This window comes from Streptomyces sp. NPDC059567 (genome assembly GCF_042735655.1).
Lineage (GTDB): Bacteria > Actinomycetota > Actinomycetes > Streptomycetales > Streptomycetaceae > Streptomyces.
The window spans coordinates 37,300-53,613 of sequence record NZ_JBHWBS010000051.1; the positions used below are offsets into that span (position 1 = coordinate 37,300).

A 16,314-nucleotide genomic window follows, 5' to 3' on the forward strand; every position below is an offset into this window, starting at 1 on the left:
ACTGATCTGGCGATCACCAGGGAGAAGGTCTTGGGTAACAGCGCGCCGGCCGGCGGCGCCCCGCCCCGCACTAAGGGGCCGCCCCCCGCACCCCCGGGCGGGCGGGCCCCCTTCCGCTTGCTCCGTGGGTGTGGGCTTCCTGCCGACGGCTCAGAAGCCGAAGTCCTGCGTCCACCACGGGCCGCCGTCCGCGAAGTACACGCCGACGCCCAGGGTCTTGTAGTCGCAGTTCAGGATGTTCGCGCGGTGGCCGTCGCTGTTCATCCACGAGGCCATGACAGCGGCCGCGTCCACCTGGCCGCGGGCGATGTTCTCGCCGCCCATGCCCGTGACGCCCGCCTGCCCGGCGCGGTCCCAGGGGGTGTCGCCGTCCGGGTCCGTGTGGTCGAAGAAGCCGCGCTGCGCCATGTCCTGGCTGAAGGCGCCCGCCAGTGCGGCGAGAGCGCCGTCGGACCGGACCGGCGTGCAGCCGACCTTGGCCCGCTCCACGTTGACCAGCCGTACGACCTCCGCCTCGGCCGCCGCGGCGCGGCTGGGCGCGGACGGGGTCGGCGCCGGGGCCGGGGTGCGCACGACGGGCTTCTTGGTCGTGGGCGCCGGCTTGGGCTTCGGCTTCGCCGTCGTCTTCGACGGCTGCGGTGCCGGCTTCTTGGGCGCCGGGGACGCGGTGGTCTTCGACGGCTTCGGCGACGGCGTGGCGGAGGGCGAGGAGGATGCCTTGCCGTTCGCCTTGCCGGTGGCCTTGCCCGTACCGGTACCCGTACCCGTCGCCTTGCTCGGCGACTGGCTCGTCGGCGTCGCGGACGAGCCGCCCTGGGTCGTCAGCTCCGGCGTCTGCCGGGACTGCGTGGTCTGCTGCTCACCGGAGCCGGCGCTGCCCACGGTCAGGGTGTCCCCGCCGGGCAGAAGGCCCGAGGCGACGGCGACCGCGCCGACCGCCACCGCGGCGGAGGCACCGAGAAGTCCCGTACGCATGCCGCGCTTCCTGCGGCGTTCACCCCGGTGCCGGCGGTCCGAACCCGCCGCGTAATCTTCTGCGGCGGGCGCGGCGCCGGAGCGACGATGGCGTCCCATCTGCTCTGCCTTCCTGACGACCTGTGCTGGACTCTTTGCTGATCTTTGCTTCTGCGTGGCCCTGGCGGGCCTGCTCGATGAGGCGCACCCGAACGGGTGAGCCTCATTCGGTCGGGACTGTACGCCATGACGCGCCGGGGCGACGTGCTCCTTCGGCAATTGGCCCGTTAGCGTGCAGCCATGAATGAAGACGTACGGCTCACCGCCTGGGTGCGCGGCCGAGTACAGGGAGTGGGCTTCCGCTGGTTCACCAGGGCAAACGCCTTGGAGATCGGAGGGCTCGTCGGCTTCGCCCTCAACCTCGACGACGGGCGCGTGCAGGTCGTGGCCGAAGGGTCGAGTGAGAATTGCCACCGTCTGCTCGACTGGCTCCGCTCCGGCGACACTCCCGGGCGCGTCGACGGAGTCACTGAGATCTGGGCCACCCCGCGCGGCGGTTACGACGGCTTCGCGATCCGCTGACGAACGGCTCGGCGGAGCCCCGCCCGGTGCCCTGCTCGACCCCCGCGCGGACGTTCGGCGACGAGCCGTCGAAGCGGAAATGGCCTGATGGTTGCCGAGAGGGGCTTGCGGTGCCGCGCTCCGCGCGGAAGGATGATCGCTACGCCCCTGAGGCACCGAGTTGCGAGGCGCAGCCGCCCTGTTCCGCGGCCGCAGACCCCCCGGTTGCCCTTGATGCAGGGCGTGATCGTGTTGACCGTCAAACTTTTTGGTGAGACGCTGGAATCCCCGCGCACCTTAGCTGTTTGGCAGTACGAACCGGCACGACATGAAGCACTGCCGAGACCGCGGGTGCGAAATCCCTCACGACCCACACCGCTTCGGTCGGTCACTCAGTGTGGAGGACCATCCATCATGGCAAAGGCGCTTCTCGGTTACGTCGGCGGCTCCGACCCGCGACTCCTCGCCGAGATGCGACGGCTTCAGCAGCGCGTCCAGGACCTGGAGTCCGAGCTCGTTCGGATCCAGTCCGAGAACGACGCGCTCAACGCTGCCGCCGCACAGCACGGAGAGTCGCTGCTCGACAGCATCGACCTCGACGTTCCCCAGGCGGAGCCTGCGCTCACCTGACAGTCAGCCCCGTGCCGGGGCCAGGTGAGAAACACTCACGCCAGCACAGCTGGATATGCAAGGGGCGCTCCGGCGTCCCTTCTTTCTTGAGTCCCCCATGAGTCCCCCATGTCCCACCGTTCCTTAGGGGAGGGTGTGCCCTGCACGTTCATGGGTGAAACGCGCAACCACAGGTAGAGTCCGGGGGCGTGCATCTCAAGGCCCTGACCCTCCGCGGTTTCAAGTCGTTCGCGTCCGCCACCACGCTGCGGTTCGAACCGGGAATCACGTGTGTCGTCGGGCCGAACGGCTCGGGCAAGTCCAATGTCGTGGACGCGCTGTCCTGGGTCATGGGAGAGCAGGGCGCCAAGTCGCTGCGCGGCGGCAAGATGGAGGACGTCATCTTCGCCGGCACGACCGGGCGGCCGCCGCTCGGTCGCGCCGAGGTCTCGCTGACCATCGACAACTCCGACGGCGCGCTGCCCATCGACTACGCCGAGGTCACCATCACCCGGATCATGTTCCGGGGCGGCAGCAGCGAGTACCAGATCAACGGCGACACCTGCCGGCTGCTCGACATCCAGGACCTGCTCTCCGACTCCGGCATCGGCCGCGAGATGCACGTCATCGTCGGCCAGGGCCAGCTCGACTCCGTCCTGCATGCCGACCCGATGGGCCGCCGCGCCTTCATCGAGGAGGCCGCCGGCGTCCTCAAGCACCGCAAGCGCAAGGAGAAGGCGCTGCGGAAGCTCGACGCGATGCAGGCCAACCTCGCGCGCGTGCAGGACCTCACCGACGAACTGCGCCGCCAGCTCAAGCCGCTCGGCCGGCAGGCGGCGGTCGCCCGCCGCGCCGCGGTCATCCAGGCCGATCTGCGGGACGCCCGGCTGCGCCTGCTCTCCGACGACCTCGTACGTCTCCAGGAGGCGCTGAAGGCCGAAGTCGCCGACGAGGCCGCTCTCAAGGAGCGCAAGGAGAGCGCCGAGGCGGAGCTCCGGGCGGCGCTCGCCAAGGAGGCCGAGCTCGAGGACGAGGTCCGCCGGCTCGCGCCGCGCCTCCAGCGCGCCCAGCAGACCTGGTACGAACTCTCCCAGCTCGCCGAGCGGGTCCGGGGCACCGTCTCGCTGGCGGACGCGCGCGTGAAGAGCGCCACCGCCCAGCCGCCGGAGGAGCGCCGGGGCCGCGACCCCGAGGACATGGAGCGCGAGGCCGCCCGGATCCGCGAGCAGGAGGCCGAGCTGGAGGCAGCCCTCGAAGCGGCCGAACGGGCCCTGGAGGACACCGTCGCCCACCGCGCCGAACTGGAGCGCGAGCTGGCGGTGGAGGAGCGCCGGCTCAAGGACGTGGCCCGTGCCATCGCCGACCGGCGCGAGGGCCTCGCCCGGCTGCACGGCCAGGTCAACGCCGCCCGCTCGCGCGCCGCGTCCGCCCAGGCCGAGATCGACCGGCTCGCCGCCGCGCGGGACGAGGCCCAGGAGCGGGCCGTCGCCGCACAGGAGGAGTACGAGCAGCTCAAGGCCGAGGTCGACGGACTCGACGCGGGCGACACGGAGCTGGGGGAGCGGTACGAGGCCGCCCGCCGGGACCTCGCCGCGGCCGAGTCGGCGCTGACGGCCGCCCGCGAGGCGGCCACGGCGGCCGACCGCAGCCGCGCCGCGACCCGGGCCCGCCACGAGGCGCTCTCCCTCGGACTGCGCCGCAAGGACGGGACGGGAGCACTCCTCGGCGCCCGGGACGGCCTGAGCGGACTGCTCGGCCCGGCCGCCGAACTGCTCACCGTCACCCCGGGATACGAGATCCCCCTCGCCGCCGCCCTCGGCGCGGCGGCCGACGCGATCGCCGTCTGCGGCCCCGCCGCGGCCGCCGAGGCCCTGCGCCTGCTGCGCAAGCAGGACGCGGGCCGGGCGGCGCTGCTGCTCGCGGGCGGCGAAGCGCCGGGGGAGTCCCCGGCGCCCGCGGGCGGACACCCGCGCGCCGCGGACCTCGTGCGCGGACCCGAGGAACTCATGACGTCCGTACGACGGTTGCTGGCCGGGATCGTGGTGGTCGGGACGCTGGAGGAGGCCGAGGAGCTGGTCTACGCCCACCCGGGCCTCACCGCCGTCACCGCCGAGGGGGACCTGCTCGGGGCGCACTTCGCGCAGGGCGGCTCCGCGGGGGCGCCCAGCCTCCTGGAGGTGCAGGCGTCCGTCGACGAGGCGGCCGCCGAGCTGGACGAGCTGGAGTCGCGGTGCGCGCGGCTGGCCGCCGCCCAGCAGGAGGCCACCGAATTCCGGCGCTCGTCCGCCGCGCTCGTCGAGGAACTGGCCGAACGCCGCCGCGCCGCCGACCGCGAGAAGTCCCAGGTCGCCCAGCAGCTCGGCCGGCTCGCCGGACAGGCCCGCGGCGCCGCGGGGGAGGCCGAGCGCACCACGGCGGCGGCCGCCCGCGCGGCGGAGGCCCTGGAGAAGGCGCTCTACGAGGCCGAGGAACTCGCCGAGCGGCTGCTGGTCGCCGAGGAGACCCCGGCCGAGGAGGAGCCCGACACCTCCGTGCGCGACCGGCTCGCCGCCGACGGCGCCAACGCCCGCCAGACCGAGATGGAGGCCAGGCTCCAGCTCCGTACGCACGAGGAGCGGGTCAAGGGCCTCGCGGGCCGCGCCGACTCCCTCGACCGGGGCGCCCGCGCCGAACGCGAGGCACGCGCGCGTGCCGAGCAGCGCCGTGCCCGGCTGCGCCACGAGGTGGAGGTCGCCACCGCCGTCGCCGCGGGCGCCCGGCAACTGCTGTCCCACATCGAGGTCTCCCTGGTCCGTGCCGAGCAGGAGCGCGCACTGGCCGAGGCCGCCAAGGGCGCCCGTGAGCAGGGGCTGACCGGGGCCCGGAACCGGGGCCGCGACCTCAAGGCCGAGCTGGACAAGCTCACCGACTCCGTCCACCGGGGCGAGGTCCTCGGCGCCGAGAAGCGGATGCGGATCGAGCAGTTGGAGACCAAGGCCCTGGAGGAGCTGGGCGTCGAGCCGGCCGGCCTGGTCTCCGAGTACGGTCCCCGTCAACTCGTACCGCCGTCGCCGCCCGCCGAGGGCGAGGAGCTGCCGGAGGACCCGGAGCATCCGCGCAACCAGCCGCGCCCCTTCGTCCGTTCGGAGCAGGAGAAACGGCTCAAGTCCGCCGAACGGGCGTACCAGCAGCTCGGCAAGGTGAACCCGCTGGCCCTTGAGGAGTTCGCGGCGCTGGAGGAACGCCACAAGTTCCTCTCCGAGCAGCTGGAGGACCTCAAGAAGACCCGGGCCGACCTTCTTCAGGTCGTGAAGGAGGTCGACGTACGCGTCGAGCAGGTTTTCACCGAGGCGTTCCGGGACACCGCGCGCGAGTTCGAGGGTGTCTTCTCGCGTCTCTTCCCCGGCGGCGAGGGACGGCTGATCCTGACCGACCCCGACAACATGCTCACCACGGGTGTCGATGTGGAAGCCCGCCCCCCGGGCAAGAAGGTCAAGCGCCTCTCGCTGCTCTCCGGCGGCGAGCGCTCGCTGACCGCCGTGGCGATGCTGGTCTCCATCTTCAAGGCCCGCCCCAGCCCCTTCTACGTGATGGACGAGGTGGAGGCCGCCCTGGACGACACCAACCTCCAGCGGCTGATCAGGATCATGCAGGAGCTCCAGGAGTCCTCGCAGCTCATCGTCATCACGCACCAGAAGCGGACGATGGAGGTCGCCGACGCGCTCTACGGCGTCTCGATGCAGGGCGACGGCGTATCGAAGGTCATCAGCCAGCGACTGCGGTGATCACCTCCAATGATCAACTACAACTCTTGAACTCAAGGTGGCCCACAGTGCGGTTGAAGTCATACGACATCAAGTCTTGACTTCGAAACTTGAAGGCATAGTCTCTGCAACGTTGCTTTTACCTTCAAGTGGTGGGCGGCGTGATGTTGTGCGCCACTGGAAGGGCTCGCCCCCCACGCCCCGGCGACGCTGCCGGAGGCCTCCAGGAGTCCATGTGACCAGCACCGCGCAGGCGTCCACGCCGCCGCCTTCCGAAGGCCGGGCCGCCCACCCGGACCACCTCGGCCACGTCATCTTCATCACGGCGTCCGCCGCGATGGGCGGTTTCCTCTTCGGTTACGACAGCTCCGTCATCAACGGTGCCGTCGAGGCCATCCGGGACCGGTACGACATCGGCTCGGGCACGCTGGCCCAGGTCATCGCCATCGCCCTGATCGGCTGCGCGATCGGCGCCGCGACCGCCGGCCGGATTGCCGACCGCATCGGCCGCATCCGCTGCATGCAGATCTCCGCGGTGCTCTTCGCCGTCAGCGCCGTCGGCTCCGCGCTGCCCTTCGCCCTCTGGGACCTCGCCTTCTGGCGGATCGTCGGCGGCTTCGCCATCGGCATGGCCTCGGTGATCGGCCCTGCGTACATCGCCGAGGTCGCCCCCGCCGCCTACCGCGGCCGCCTCGGCTCCTTCCAGCAGGCCGCGATCGTCATCGGCATCGCCATCTCCCAGCTGGTCAACTACGGCATCCTGCAGATCGCCGACGGCGACCAGCGCGGCGAGATCGGCGGCCTCGAGGCCTGGCAGTGGATGCTCGGCGTGATGGTCGTCCCCGCCGTCCTCTACGGACTGCTCTCCTTCGCCATCCCCGAGTCCCCCCGCTTCCTGATCTCCGTCGGCAAGGTCGACCGGGCCAAGGAGGTGCTCGCCGAGGTCGAGGGCCACGAGATCCACCTCGACCACCGCGTCGCCGAGATCGACCGCGCCATGCGCAGTGAGCACAAGTCCACCTTCAAGGACCTGCTCACCGCCGGCAGCCGCTTCAAACTGCTCCCCATCGTCTGGGTCGGCATCGGACTCTCGGTCTTCCAGCAGCTCGTCGGCATCAACGTCGCCTTCTACTACTCCGCGACGCTCTGGCAGTCGGTCGGCGTCGACCCCTCGAGCTCGTTCTTCTACTCGTTCACCACGTCGATCATCAACATCGTCGGCACCGTGATCGCGATGGTCCTGGTCGACCGGGTGGGCCGCAAGCCCCTCGCGCTCGTCGGCTCCGTCGGCATGGCCATCGCCCTCGCCTTCGAGGCCTGGGCGTTCTCCGCCGACCTCGTCGACGGCAAGCTGCCCGAGACCGAGGGCGTCGTGGCGCTCGTCGCCGCCCATGTCTTCGTGCTCTTCTTCGCCCTCTCGTGGGGCGTCGTCGTCTGGGTCTTCCTCGGCGAGATGTTCCCCAACCGGATCCGCGCCGCCGCGCTCGGCGTCGCCGCCTCGGCGCAGTGGATCGCCAACTGGGCCATCACCGCGAGCTTCCCGTCCCTCGCGGACTGGAACCTCTCCGGCACCTACATCATCTACACGGTCTTCGCCGTGCTCTCCATCCCCTTCGTACTCAGGTACGTGAAGGAGACCAAGGGCAAGGCGTTGGAGGAGATGGGCTAAACCCCGCTGCCCCTCTCCTCGAATCCGGAACTGCCCCGGCCCACGGTCCTATGCCGTGAGCCGGGGCAGCACCGTCTCGCCCAGCAGCCGCAGGCTGCGCCACGCCTCCTCGACCGGCATCCCGCCGCACAGCGGATGCAGCACCAGACTCTCCAGCTCGCGCCCCAGCGCCACGCACTCGTCCGGCGTGACGATCCGGTACACCCCCTCCGCCCGCAGCTCCGCGACCGTCGTCGCCGTCGAGCGCACCGCCGAGCGGATGTCCTTCGACTGCCAGGAGGCGTACGTCCGCGCCTCGTGCAGGAAGTGCTCCCCGTACAGCTCCCAGGACCGGTCCGGGTCCTGGGAGAGATGCAGCAGCGGGGTCTGCTCGGCCGGCATCATCGTCCAGCCCTCGGTGCCGTACTCCGCGCACCGCTCCCGGTAGTACGCCTCCAGCTCCGGCAGATGCGCGCTCGGGAAGAACGGCAGCCCGAGCCGGGCAGCCCGCCGCGCCGCCGCCTTCGAGGAACCGCCCACCAGAAGCAGCGGATGCGGTCGGGTGAAGGGCCGCGGAGTGACCCGTACGGTACGGCCCTGATACGTGAAGGGCTCGCCGGACCACGCCTGCAGCAAGGTCTCCAGGAGCAGGTCCTGCAGCTTCCCGCGGCGGCCCCAGTCGACCCCGCGCTCCTCGTACTCCTCCGGCCGGTAGCCGATGCCCGCGACCGTCACCAGACGCCCCGCGCTCAGCAGGTCGAGGACGGCGATCTCCTCGGCGAGCCGCAGCGGATCGTGGAGCGGCCCGATGATCGCGGAGACGGTGACCGCGATCCTCTTCGTGGCGCCGAACACCGCGCCCGCGAAGGCGAAGGGGGAGGGCAGCCAGTTGTTGGTGGCGCCGTGGTGCTCCTCGGTCTGGATGGTGTCGACGCCGTGCTCGTCGGCGTAGGCGGCCATGGCGAGGGCGGCGCGATAGCGCTCCGAGAGGGACTCGGGCGTCGCATGCGGATCGACGAGGTTGAACCGTACGACTGTGAAGGGCATGGGAAGTCCCCCTCCGCGAGGGTGAGATGCCGGCGAAGGGGGACGCTATCTGACGTTGCGTCAGATGGAAACAGTCTCGCGGACCTCGGTCGGCTCCACGGCCGTCGGCGCGGGCGTCCGCGGCAGCGCCGCGTACAGCAGACCCGCGACGACGATCGTCGCGCCCCAGCCGAGCCCGTTCTCCCCGATCCAGGAGGAGGCGAGCGGCCCCGAGAACCAGTCGACCTTGGTGAACAGCAGACCCACCAGTAGGGCCACCGCCCACGCCGTCATCGCCTGCCAGGCGAAGCCGCCCCTGTACCAGTAGGCGCTGGTGCGCGTGGTGTCCATCAGCGCCTCGCCGTCGTACGACCTCCGGCGCAGCATGTCGACGCCGAAGACACCGATCCACGCGGAGAACGCCACCGCGAGCAGCGTCAGGAACGAGATGAACGAACCGATGAAGCTGGTCGCCACCACCATCAGCAGGAAGCCGAAGACCAGGCTGATCACCGCGTTCACACTCACCGCCGCGGCCCGCGACACCTTGATGCCCAGCGTCTGCGCGGTGAACCCGGCCGAGTACATCGACATCGAGTTGATCAGCAGCATCCCGATCAGCGCGATGATCAGGTACGGCACGGAGATCCAGGCCGGCAGAAGCTCGCCGATGAACGAGACCGGGTCCTGCGCCGAGGCCAGACCGGGGGTGGCCACCGCCATCACCGCGCCCATCAGGACCATCGGCAGCACGACGATGCCCGCGCCGCCGATCGTGGAGCCGACCATCGCCTTCGAGGAGGCCGTGCGCGGCAGATAGCGGGTGAAGTCGGGCCCGGAGGGGACCCAGCTGATACCGCCCGCCGCGATCGTGCCGATACCCGCGATCATCATCGCCGTGGAACCGGCCGGCTTGTCGAAGACCGCCGACCAGTCGGTGTTGGCGACCAGATAGACGAGCACGAGCACCGAGAACGCGCCGAAGAGATACGTCGACCACTTGCTGCACACCCGCAGCGCGTTGATGCCGAGCCCGGACACCAGGAAGGTGCAGGCGACGAAGAGCATCAGCGTGACGATGATCAGCGCGGTGTTCGACTCGATGCCGAAGAGCAGATCGAGCACCGTCAGCACGGCATAGGCGCCGGTGACCGCGTTGATCGTCTCCCAGCCCCAGCGGGCCACCCAGATCAGCGACCCGGGGAAGAGATTGCCGCGCTGGCCGAAGACGGCCCGCGAGAGCGCCATGCCGGGGGAGCCCCCGCGCTTCCCGGCGATGGATATCAGGCCGACGATCCCGTACGAGAGGATCGGCGCGGCCGTCGCGACGACGAGGACCTGCCAGAAGTTCAGGCCGTTGAAGACGACCAGGCCCGCGCCCATGGTGAGCAACAGCACACTGATGTTGGCGGCGACCCAGGTCGGGAACAGCTCTCGGACGTGGCCGGTGCGCTCGGCGTCGGGGACGGGTTCGAGACCACGGGTCTCGACGGCACCTTCGCTCTCGACGGCGGTTTCGGCGGCAGGGGGCATGGGGGTACTCCGTGCGGGGTGTGGGGGACCCACCCAGCGTACGTGCTCCTCCTCCGGTCCGGTCGTGGCCGATACTGGAGCCGTTATGGAACTCATTCTTGCTGTAGTCATCGCCCTGGTCGTCGCCGTCGCCGTGACCAGCGGGCTCGTGATCAGCGGCCGCAAGAAGAAGCAGCTGCCGCCGCCCGAGGCGCCGTCCACCACGCCGACCATCACCGCTCCGCCCGCCGAGCCGCACGTCGGCGACGAGGCGGAGACGCCGCGGGAAGAACCACGCCGGACCATCGAGGAGGTCGACCTTCCGGCCACCGAGGCCCCGGTCGCCGTCGAGGACCCGGTCGTCGCCGAGGCGCCCGCGCCCGAGATCGAGGTGCCGGAACCGACTGCGGGCCGTCTCGTACGGCTCCGGGCCCGCCTCGCCCGCTCACAGAACTCCCTCGGCAAGGGGCTGCTCACGCTCCTGTCGCGGGACAACCTCGACGAGGACACGTGGGAGGAGATCGAGGAGACCCTCCTCACCGCCGACGTCGGCGTCGCCCCCACCCAGGAGCTGGTCGAGCGGCTGCGCGAGCGCGTCCGCGTCCTCGGCACCCGCACCCCCGACGAGCTGCGCGGCCTGCTCCGCGAGGAGCTCATCGCCCTCCTCGGCCCCGATTTCGACCGCACCGTGAAGACCGAGAGCGACCCGGGCACCCCGGGCGTCGTCATGGTCGTCGGCGTCAACGGCACCGGCAAGACCACGACCACCGGCAAGCTCGCCCGTGTCCTGGTAGCCGACGGCCGCACCGTCGTCCTCGGCGCCGCGGACACCTTCCGTGCCGCCGCCGCGGACCAGCTCCAGACCTGGGGCGAGCGCGTCGGCGCGCGGACCGTTCGCGGCCCCGAGGGCGGCGACCCGGCGTCGATCGCCTTCGACGCGGTCAAGGAGGGCATCGCCGAGGGCGCCGACGTCGTGCTCATCGACACCGCCGGCCGTCTGCACACCAAGACCGGCCTCATGGACGAGCTCGGCAAGGTCAAGAGGGTCGTCGAGAAGCACGGCCCGCTGGACGAGGTCCTGCTCGTCCTGGACGCCACCACCGGTCAGAACGGCCTGGTCCAGGCGCGCGTCTTCGCCGAGGTCGTGGACATCACCGGCATCGTGCTCACCAAGCTCGACGGCACCGCCAAGGGCGGCATCGTCGTCGCGGTCCAGCGCGAGCTGGGCGTCCCGGTCAAGCTGATCGGCCTGGGCGAGGGCCCGGACGACCTGGCCCCCTTCGACCCGGCCGCCTTCGTCGACGCCCTGATCGGCGACGGGGCCTAGAGCAGCCGACAGCCTCGTGACGCGGCCCAGGGGCGCCCCCCCCCGGGGCACCGCGCGCGGCGGGGGGGGGGGGGGGGCGCGCCCCCGGCGGGGCGGCCGCCCGGCGCCCCGCGCGCGGGGCCCGCCGGCCCGTTCAGGCTGTGGGGCCCGCGCTCGCCGCGGGCCGTTCTCCAGGTTGTGGGGCCCGCGCTCGCCGCGGGCCGTTCTCCAGGTTGTGGGGCCGCGCCCGCAGCTAGAAGTGCGTGCGATGGCAGATGTACGCCAGCGTCCCGAGAAGCAGCCGCGCCTGCGGCGGCGCCCCGGCCGTGTCCAGCGTCGGCGGCCGAAGCCACCGCACGGGCCCCAGGCCCCCGAGATCCGACGGCGGCGCCGTCACATGGTCGCCCGGCCCGAGCCCTCGCAGATCCAGGTCCGCGTCGTCCCAGCCCATCCGGTACAGCAGCTGCGGCAGCTCCGCCGCCGCCCCCGGAGCCACGAAGAACCACGCCCGTCCGGTCGGCGTCGCGCAGACCGGTCCCAGCGGCAGACCCATGCGCTCCAGCCGGACCAGCGCCCGACGCCCCGCGGGCTCGGCGACCTCGATCACGTCGAAGGCCCGGCCCACCGGCAGCAGCAGCGCCGCCCCCGGAAACTCCGACCACGCCTTCGTCGCGTCGTCCAGACCCGCGCCCGCCGGGACCTCCGCGGCGAACGAGAGCGGATGCGCCCCCGGAGCCGTACAGGAGCGATCCCCGCAGGAGCACTGGCCCGAGACGGCCCGCGCTCCGGGGACCACGTTCCAGCCCCACAGTCCTGTGTACTCGGCCACCGCTGTGCACTCTGTGGTGCGGACGCGGCGTCGTGAGCCGGACCGCATCTCACGAATGCCGCCGATCGTGAAGCCCATGCCCCCTCCAACGGGTCGAACGCGCCGGTGGTTACGACCCGGAGCCCCATCGTCACGCTCCGTCGCCGGGGGTGGCGTACCGTCGCGGGCGAGGTGGTGCGGCCTGTCGCGCGCGCCTCCTCGCGCAACGCTCCGCCGACCCAGGTCATCGCATGTCAAGTGAATCGCGTTCAGTGGCAGGCGAGTTCATTCGAAGGGGTGGCGAATGGTGGCGTTTCTTGAATCCGCCTCGCGAGAGGGGTGATCGTAGGATTACTTTCGGTGCACGAACCCTGGAGTTCATTGCGCGCGTGGGTATGCCGGGGGCAACCCGCTTTCCAGTTCGAAGGGGTCCAAGCTCCAGACGAACGCCGCAACACACGGCATTCTGATAGGGGTTCGCGCAACAGAGGCATCGACGTGGATGGGGGCGTTCCTGTGGGCGGCAACGGCGCAGACGGTACGACTGCCGGCAAGCGCCCGAACGAGCAGCTGAGCTCGTGGTTCGTGCGAAGCGGCTGGTCGAAGGGCGAGCTGGCGCGCCAAGTGAACCGCAGGGCACGCCAGATGGGCGCGCACCACATCTCCACGGACACCTCCCGCGTCCGCCGCTGGCTGGACGGCGAGCAGCCCCGCGAACCCATCCCGCGGATCCTCTCCGAGCTGTTCTCCGAGCGCTTCGGCGCCGTCGTGGCCATCGAGGACATCGGGCTGCGCACCGCCCACCAGTCACCGTCCGTCTCCGGTGTCGACCTGCCCTGGGCCGGACCCCAGACCGTCGCCCTGCTCAGCGAGTTCTCCCGCAGCGACCTGATGCTCGCCCGCCGCGGCTTCCTCGGCTCCGCCCTGTCGCTCGCGGCCGGACCCTCCCTCATCGAGCCCATGCAGCGCTGGCTCGTGCCCACCCCCGCCGGCGAACCCGAGCGGCCCGAACCGCCCATCGACACCCGACGCCCCGGCCGCCTCTCCCCGGGCGAGCTGGACCTCCTCGAATCCACCACGGCGATGTTCCGCCAGTGGGACGCCCAGTGCGGCGGCGGACTGCGCCGCAAGGCGGTCGTCGGCCAACTCCACGAGGTCACCGACCTCCTCCAGGAACCCCAGCCGGCCGCCACCGCCCAGCGCCTGTTCAAATGCGCCGGCGAACTGGCCGAACTGGCCGGATGGATGAGCTACGACGTGGGCCTGCAGCCCACCGCCCAGAAGTACTTCGTCCTCGCCCTGCATGCCGCCAAGGAAGCGGGCGACAAGCCACTCGGCTCGTACATCCTCTCCTCCATGAGCCGCCAGATGATCCACCTCGGCCGGCCCGACGACGCCCTCGAACTCATCCACCTCGCCCAGTACGGCAGCCGCGACTGCGCCACCCCGCGCACCCAGGCCATGCTGTATGCGATGGAGGCCCGCGCCTACGCCAACATGGGCCAGCCCTCCAAGTGCAAGCGGGCCGTCCGCATGGCCGAGGACACCTTCGCCGACGTCGGCCTCGACGGCGAGCCCGAGCCCGACTGGATCCGCTTCTTCTCCGAGGCCGAGCTGAACGGCGAGAACTCCCACTCCTACCGCGACCTCGCCTATGTCGCCGGACGCTCCCCGACGTACGCCTCCCTCGCCGAGCCCGTGATGGAGCGGGCCGTCGCCCTCTTCGAGAAGGACAGCGAGCACCAGCGTTCGTACGCGCTCAACCTCATCGGCATGGCCACCGTGCACCTCCTCAAGCGGGAGCCCGAGCAGTCCGCCGCCCTCGTCGAGAAGGCCCTCGGCGTCGCCAAGAGGGTCCGCTCCGAGCGCGTCAACACCCGGTTGCGCAAGACCGTCGACACGGCCGCCCGCGACTTCCGCGACGTCGCCGAGGTCGTCCAGCTCACCGACCGGCTCACCGCCCTGCTGCCCGAGACCGCGGAGGCGGTCTGAGCACCGGCACCCCTCAGACTCCGGCCGCGACAGACGTCCCCCACTGCCCGACTCGGCTCCCCCGCCGCCAGGACACAGGGACGCTGCCGCGGCCGGATACCTCTTTGCGGCCAAACCGGCGCGCGCTCTCGCGGATGTGGTCGATCGCCGTTGTGGTTCCTCGACCGGTGGGCGCGGTTTCGGCAGGGTGCGCGCGTTACATACCCGTGACCTTGCCGTTCACAGTCGCGTAACACGTCCCACCCCTTCGTCACTGCGGCGAAACATCGTGCGGCATCGACGGAAACCGCGCTGCGCGAATCTCTGGCGCATAACCGGCCACCCCTCACGGCCAAGCCGCTCTCCGGCCCCGCCCCCGCACAGGCCGAACCGACGACGAGGAGACGCCGATGGCACCAGCCATCACGACCCTGGCCGCAGACGCCCCCGAGCTGTCTGCAGCCAACACCGGGTTCATGCTCATCTGCTCCGCCCTGGTCATGCTGATGACCCCGGCACTCGCCTTCTTCTACGGAGGCATGGTCCGCGTCAAGTCCACCCTGAACATGCTGATGATGAGCTTCATCAGCCTCGGGATCGTCACGATCCTCTGGGTGCTCTACGGCTTCAGCATGGCCTTCGGCACCGACTCCGGATCGCTCATCGGCTGGTCCTCCGAGTACGTCGGCCTCAGCGGCATCGGCGTCACCGAACTCTGGGACGGCTACACCATCCCGGTGTACGTCTTCGCCGTCTTCCAGCTGATGTTCGCGATCCTCACCCCCGCCCTCATCAGCGGCGCCCTCGCCGACCGCGTCAAGTTCACCGCCTGGGCCCTCTTCATCGCCCTGTGGGTCACCGTCGTCTACTTCCCCGTCGCCCACTGGGTCTGGGGCGCCGGCGGCTGGCTCTTCGAGATGGGCGTCATCGACTTCGCCGGCGGTACGGCGGTCCACATCAACGCCGGTGCCGCGGCCCTCGGCGTCATCCTCGTCATCGGCAAGCGCGTCGGCTTCAAGAAGGACCCGATGCGCCCGCACAGCCTCCCGCTGGTCATGCTCGGCGCCGGTCTGCTCTGGTTCGGCTGGTTCGGCTTCAACGCCGGCTCCTGGCTCGGCAACGACGACGGCGTCGGCGCGGTGATGTTCGTCAACACCCAGGTCGCCACCGCCGCCGCCATGCTCGCCTGGCTGCTCTACGAGAAGGTCCGCCACGGCTCCTTCACCACCCTGGGCGCCGCCTCCGGCGCGGTCGCCGGCCTCGTCGCCATCACCCCGTCCGGCGGCTCCTGCTCCCCGCTCGGCGCGATCGCCATCGGCGCCATCGCCGGTCTCGTCTGCGCCATGGCCGTCGGCCTCAAGTACAAGTTCGGCTACGACGACTCCCTCGACGTCATCGGCGTCCACCTCGTCGGCGGTGTCATCGGCTCCCTGCTCGTCGGCCTCTTCGCCACCGGTGGCGTCCAGTCCGACGCCAAGGGACTCTTCTACGGCGGCGGCCTCGAGCAGCTCGGCAAGCAGGCCATCGGCGTCGTCGCCGTCCTCGCCTACTCTCTGATCGCCTCCGCGATCCTCGCGCTGCTCATCGACAAGACGATGGGCATGAGGGTCAGCGAGGACGACGAGGTCTCCGGCATCGACCAGGTCGAGCACGCCGAGACCGCGTACGACTTCAGCGGAGCCGGCGGCGGCGCCTCCTCGCGCTCCACCGCCGCCCCCGCCCCCGCCGTCACGGAGAACAAGAAGGTGGACGCATGAAGCTCATCACCGCGGTCGTGAAGCCGCACCGGCTCGACGAGATCAAGGAGGCCCTCCAGGCCTTCGGGGTCCAGGGCCTCACGGTCACCGAGGCCAGCGGCTACGGCCGCCAGCGCGGCCACACCGAGGTCTACCGCGGTGCCGAGTACACCGTCGACCTCGTCCCCAAGATCCGCATCGAGGTGCTCGTCGAGGACGAGGACGCCGAACAGCTCATCGATGTCGTGGTCAAGGCCGCCCGAACCGGCAAGATCGGTGACGGCAAGGTGTGGAGCGTGCCGGTCGAGACCGCCGTACGGGTCCGCACCGGCGAACGCGGTCCGGACGCACTGTAAGCGCGGAGCACGAGGGAGCTGCTGGGTGACGAGCGTCGACACGAGTACGCGAGCGGAAGACTCGGGACCCAGCGGTTACGCGGC

At 71.0% G+C, this 16,314-nt stretch carries 12 protein-coding genes; 8 read left to right on the forward strand and 4 right to left on the reverse strand.

Going from position 1 to position 16,314, the window contains the following annotated elements; genetic code table 11:
• Positions 1 to 150: 150 nt before the first annotated feature.
• Entirely contained in the window at positions 151 to 1,074 is a 924-nt protein-coding gene (locus tag ACFVZW_RS22415; protein WP_384523865.1) for a CAP domain-containing protein, read from the reverse strand.
• Between the two features lie 180 nt (positions 1,075 to 1,254).
• Between ACFVZW_RS22415 and ACFVZW_RS22420 the strand changes: the two genes are divergently transcribed.
• The 4 genes from ACFVZW_RS22420 (at position 1,255) to ACFVZW_RS22435 (ending at position 7,536) form a co-directional block, all read left to right on the forward strand.
• Complete coding sequence (locus tag ACFVZW_RS22420) at positions 1,255 to 1,536, forward strand: acylphosphatase (protein WP_383559764.1); 282 nt, start codon at positions 1,255 to 1,257, stop codon at positions 1,534 to 1,536.
• A 393-nt stretch (positions 1,537 to 1,929) separates the two neighbouring features.
• Entirely contained in the window at positions 1,930 to 2,145 is a 216-nt protein-coding gene (locus tag ACFVZW_RS22425; RefSeq protein WP_215066520.1) for a hypothetical protein, read from the forward strand.
• A gap of 188 nt (positions 2,146 to 2,333) precedes the next feature.
• The gene (smc, locus tag ACFVZW_RS22430; protein WP_384523869.1) at positions 2,334 to 5,888 is read left to right on the forward strand and encodes a chromosome segregation protein SMC; all 3,555 of its coding nucleotides are present in this window, start codon (positions 2,334 to 2,336) and stop codon (positions 5,886 to 5,888) included.
• 214 nt (positions 5,889 to 6,102) lie between these two features.
• Positions 6,103 to 7,536 carry a sugar porter family MFS transporter gene (locus ACFVZW_RS22435; protein WP_384523872.1) on the forward strand — a complete coding sequence of 478 codons (1,434 nt, stop codon included), beginning with the start codon at positions 6,103 to 6,105 and terminating at the stop codon, positions 7,534 to 7,536.
• Positions 7,537 to 7,584: 48 nt separating this feature from the next.
• On the opposite strand, the gene ACFVZW_RS22440 is transcribed toward ACFVZW_RS22435, so the two are convergent.
• Together ACFVZW_RS22440 and ACFVZW_RS22445 are read right to left on the reverse strand one after the other, a co-directional pair.
• Positions 7,585 to 8,562, reverse strand: a complete 978-nt coding sequence (locus tag ACFVZW_RS22440; protein WP_384523875.1) for an LLM class flavin-dependent oxidoreductase — start codon at positions 8,560 to 8,562, stop codon at positions 7,585 to 7,587.
• A 60-nt stretch (positions 8,563 to 8,622) separates the two neighbouring features.
• Entirely contained in the window at positions 8,623 to 10,074 is a 1,452-nt protein-coding gene (locus ACFVZW_RS22445) for a cytosine permease (RefSeq protein ID WP_384523878.1), read from the reverse strand.
• 85 nt (positions 10,075 to 10,159) lie between these two features.
• Here ACFVZW_RS22445 and ftsY point away from each other — a divergent pair, with 85 nt between their 5' ends.
• Positions 10,160 to 11,380, forward strand: coding sequence for a signal recognition particle-docking protein FtsY (ftsY, locus tag ACFVZW_RS22450; RefSeq protein ID WP_384523881.1), 1,221 nt, complete (start codon positions 10,160 to 10,162; stop codon positions 11,378 to 11,380).
• 232 nt (positions 11,381 to 11,612) lie between these two features.
• On the opposite strand, the gene ACFVZW_RS22455 is transcribed toward ftsY, so the two are convergent.
• Entirely contained in the window at positions 11,613 to 12,266 is a 654-nt protein-coding gene (locus tag ACFVZW_RS22455) for a bifunctional DNA primase/polymerase (RefSeq protein WP_384523884.1), read from the reverse strand.
• 417 nt (positions 12,267 to 12,683) lie between these two features.
• Between ACFVZW_RS22455 and ACFVZW_RS22460 the strand changes: the two genes are divergently transcribed.
• From ACFVZW_RS22460 to ACFVZW_RS22470, 3 genes are all read left to right on the forward strand, one after another.
• The gene (locus ACFVZW_RS22460) at positions 12,684 to 14,159 is read left to right on the forward strand and encodes a hypothetical protein (protein WP_384523887.1); all 1,476 of its coding nucleotides are present in this window, start codon (positions 12,684 to 12,686) and stop codon (positions 14,157 to 14,159) included.
• 389 nt (positions 14,160 to 14,548) lie between these two features.
• Entirely contained in the window at positions 14,549 to 15,895 is a 1,347-nt protein-coding gene (locus ACFVZW_RS22465; protein WP_384523890.1) for an ammonium transporter, read from the forward strand.
• Positions 15,892 to 16,230: a P-II family nitrogen regulator gene (locus ACFVZW_RS22470; RefSeq protein WP_069170469.1), complete on the forward strand. Its 339-nt coding sequence runs from the start codon at positions 15,892 to 15,894 to the stop codon at positions 16,228 to 16,230. The genes ACFVZW_RS22465 and ACFVZW_RS22470 overlap by 4 nt, the downstream gene beginning before the upstream one ends.
• The last annotated feature ends 84 nt before the right edge of the window (positions 16,231 to 16,314 follow it).

Bases quoted from the DNA above. Each gene is read 5' to 3' on its own strand.
- ACFVZW_RS22415 (WP_384523865.1), bottom strand. From the start codon at position 1,074: ATGGGACGCCATCGTCGCTCCGGCGCCGCGCCCGCCGCAGAAGATTAC.
- ACFVZW_RS22420 (WP_383559764.1), top strand. From the start codon at position 1,255: ATGAATGAAGACGTACGGCTCACCGCCTGGGTGCGCGGCCGAGTACAG.
- ACFVZW_RS22425 (WP_215066520.1), top strand. From the start codon at position 1,930: ATGGCAAAGGCGCTTCTCGGTTACGTCGGCGGCTCCGACCCGCGACTC.
- ACFVZW_RS22440 (WP_384523875.1), bottom strand. From the start codon at position 8,562: ATGCCCTTCACAGTCGTACGGTTCAACCTCGTCGATCCGCATGCGACG.
- ACFVZW_RS22445 (WP_384523878.1), bottom strand. From the start codon at position 10,074: ATGCCCCCTGCCGCCGAAACCGCCGTCGAGAGCGAAGGTGCCGTCGAG.
- ftsY (WP_384523881.1), top strand. From the start codon at position 10,160: ATGGAACTCATTCTTGCTGTAGTCATCGCCCTGGTCGTCGCCGTCGCC.
- ACFVZW_RS22455 (WP_384523884.1), bottom strand. From the start codon at position 12,266: ATGGGCTTCACGATCGGCGGCATTCGTGAGATGCGGTCCGGCTCACGA.
- ACFVZW_RS22465 (WP_384523890.1), top strand. From the start codon at position 14,549: ATGGCACCAGCCATCACGACCCTGGCCGCAGACGCCCCCGAGCTGTCT.
- ACFVZW_RS22470 (WP_069170469.1), top strand. From the start codon at position 15,892: ATGAAGCTCATCACCGCGGTCGTGAAGCCGCACCGGCTCGACGAGATC.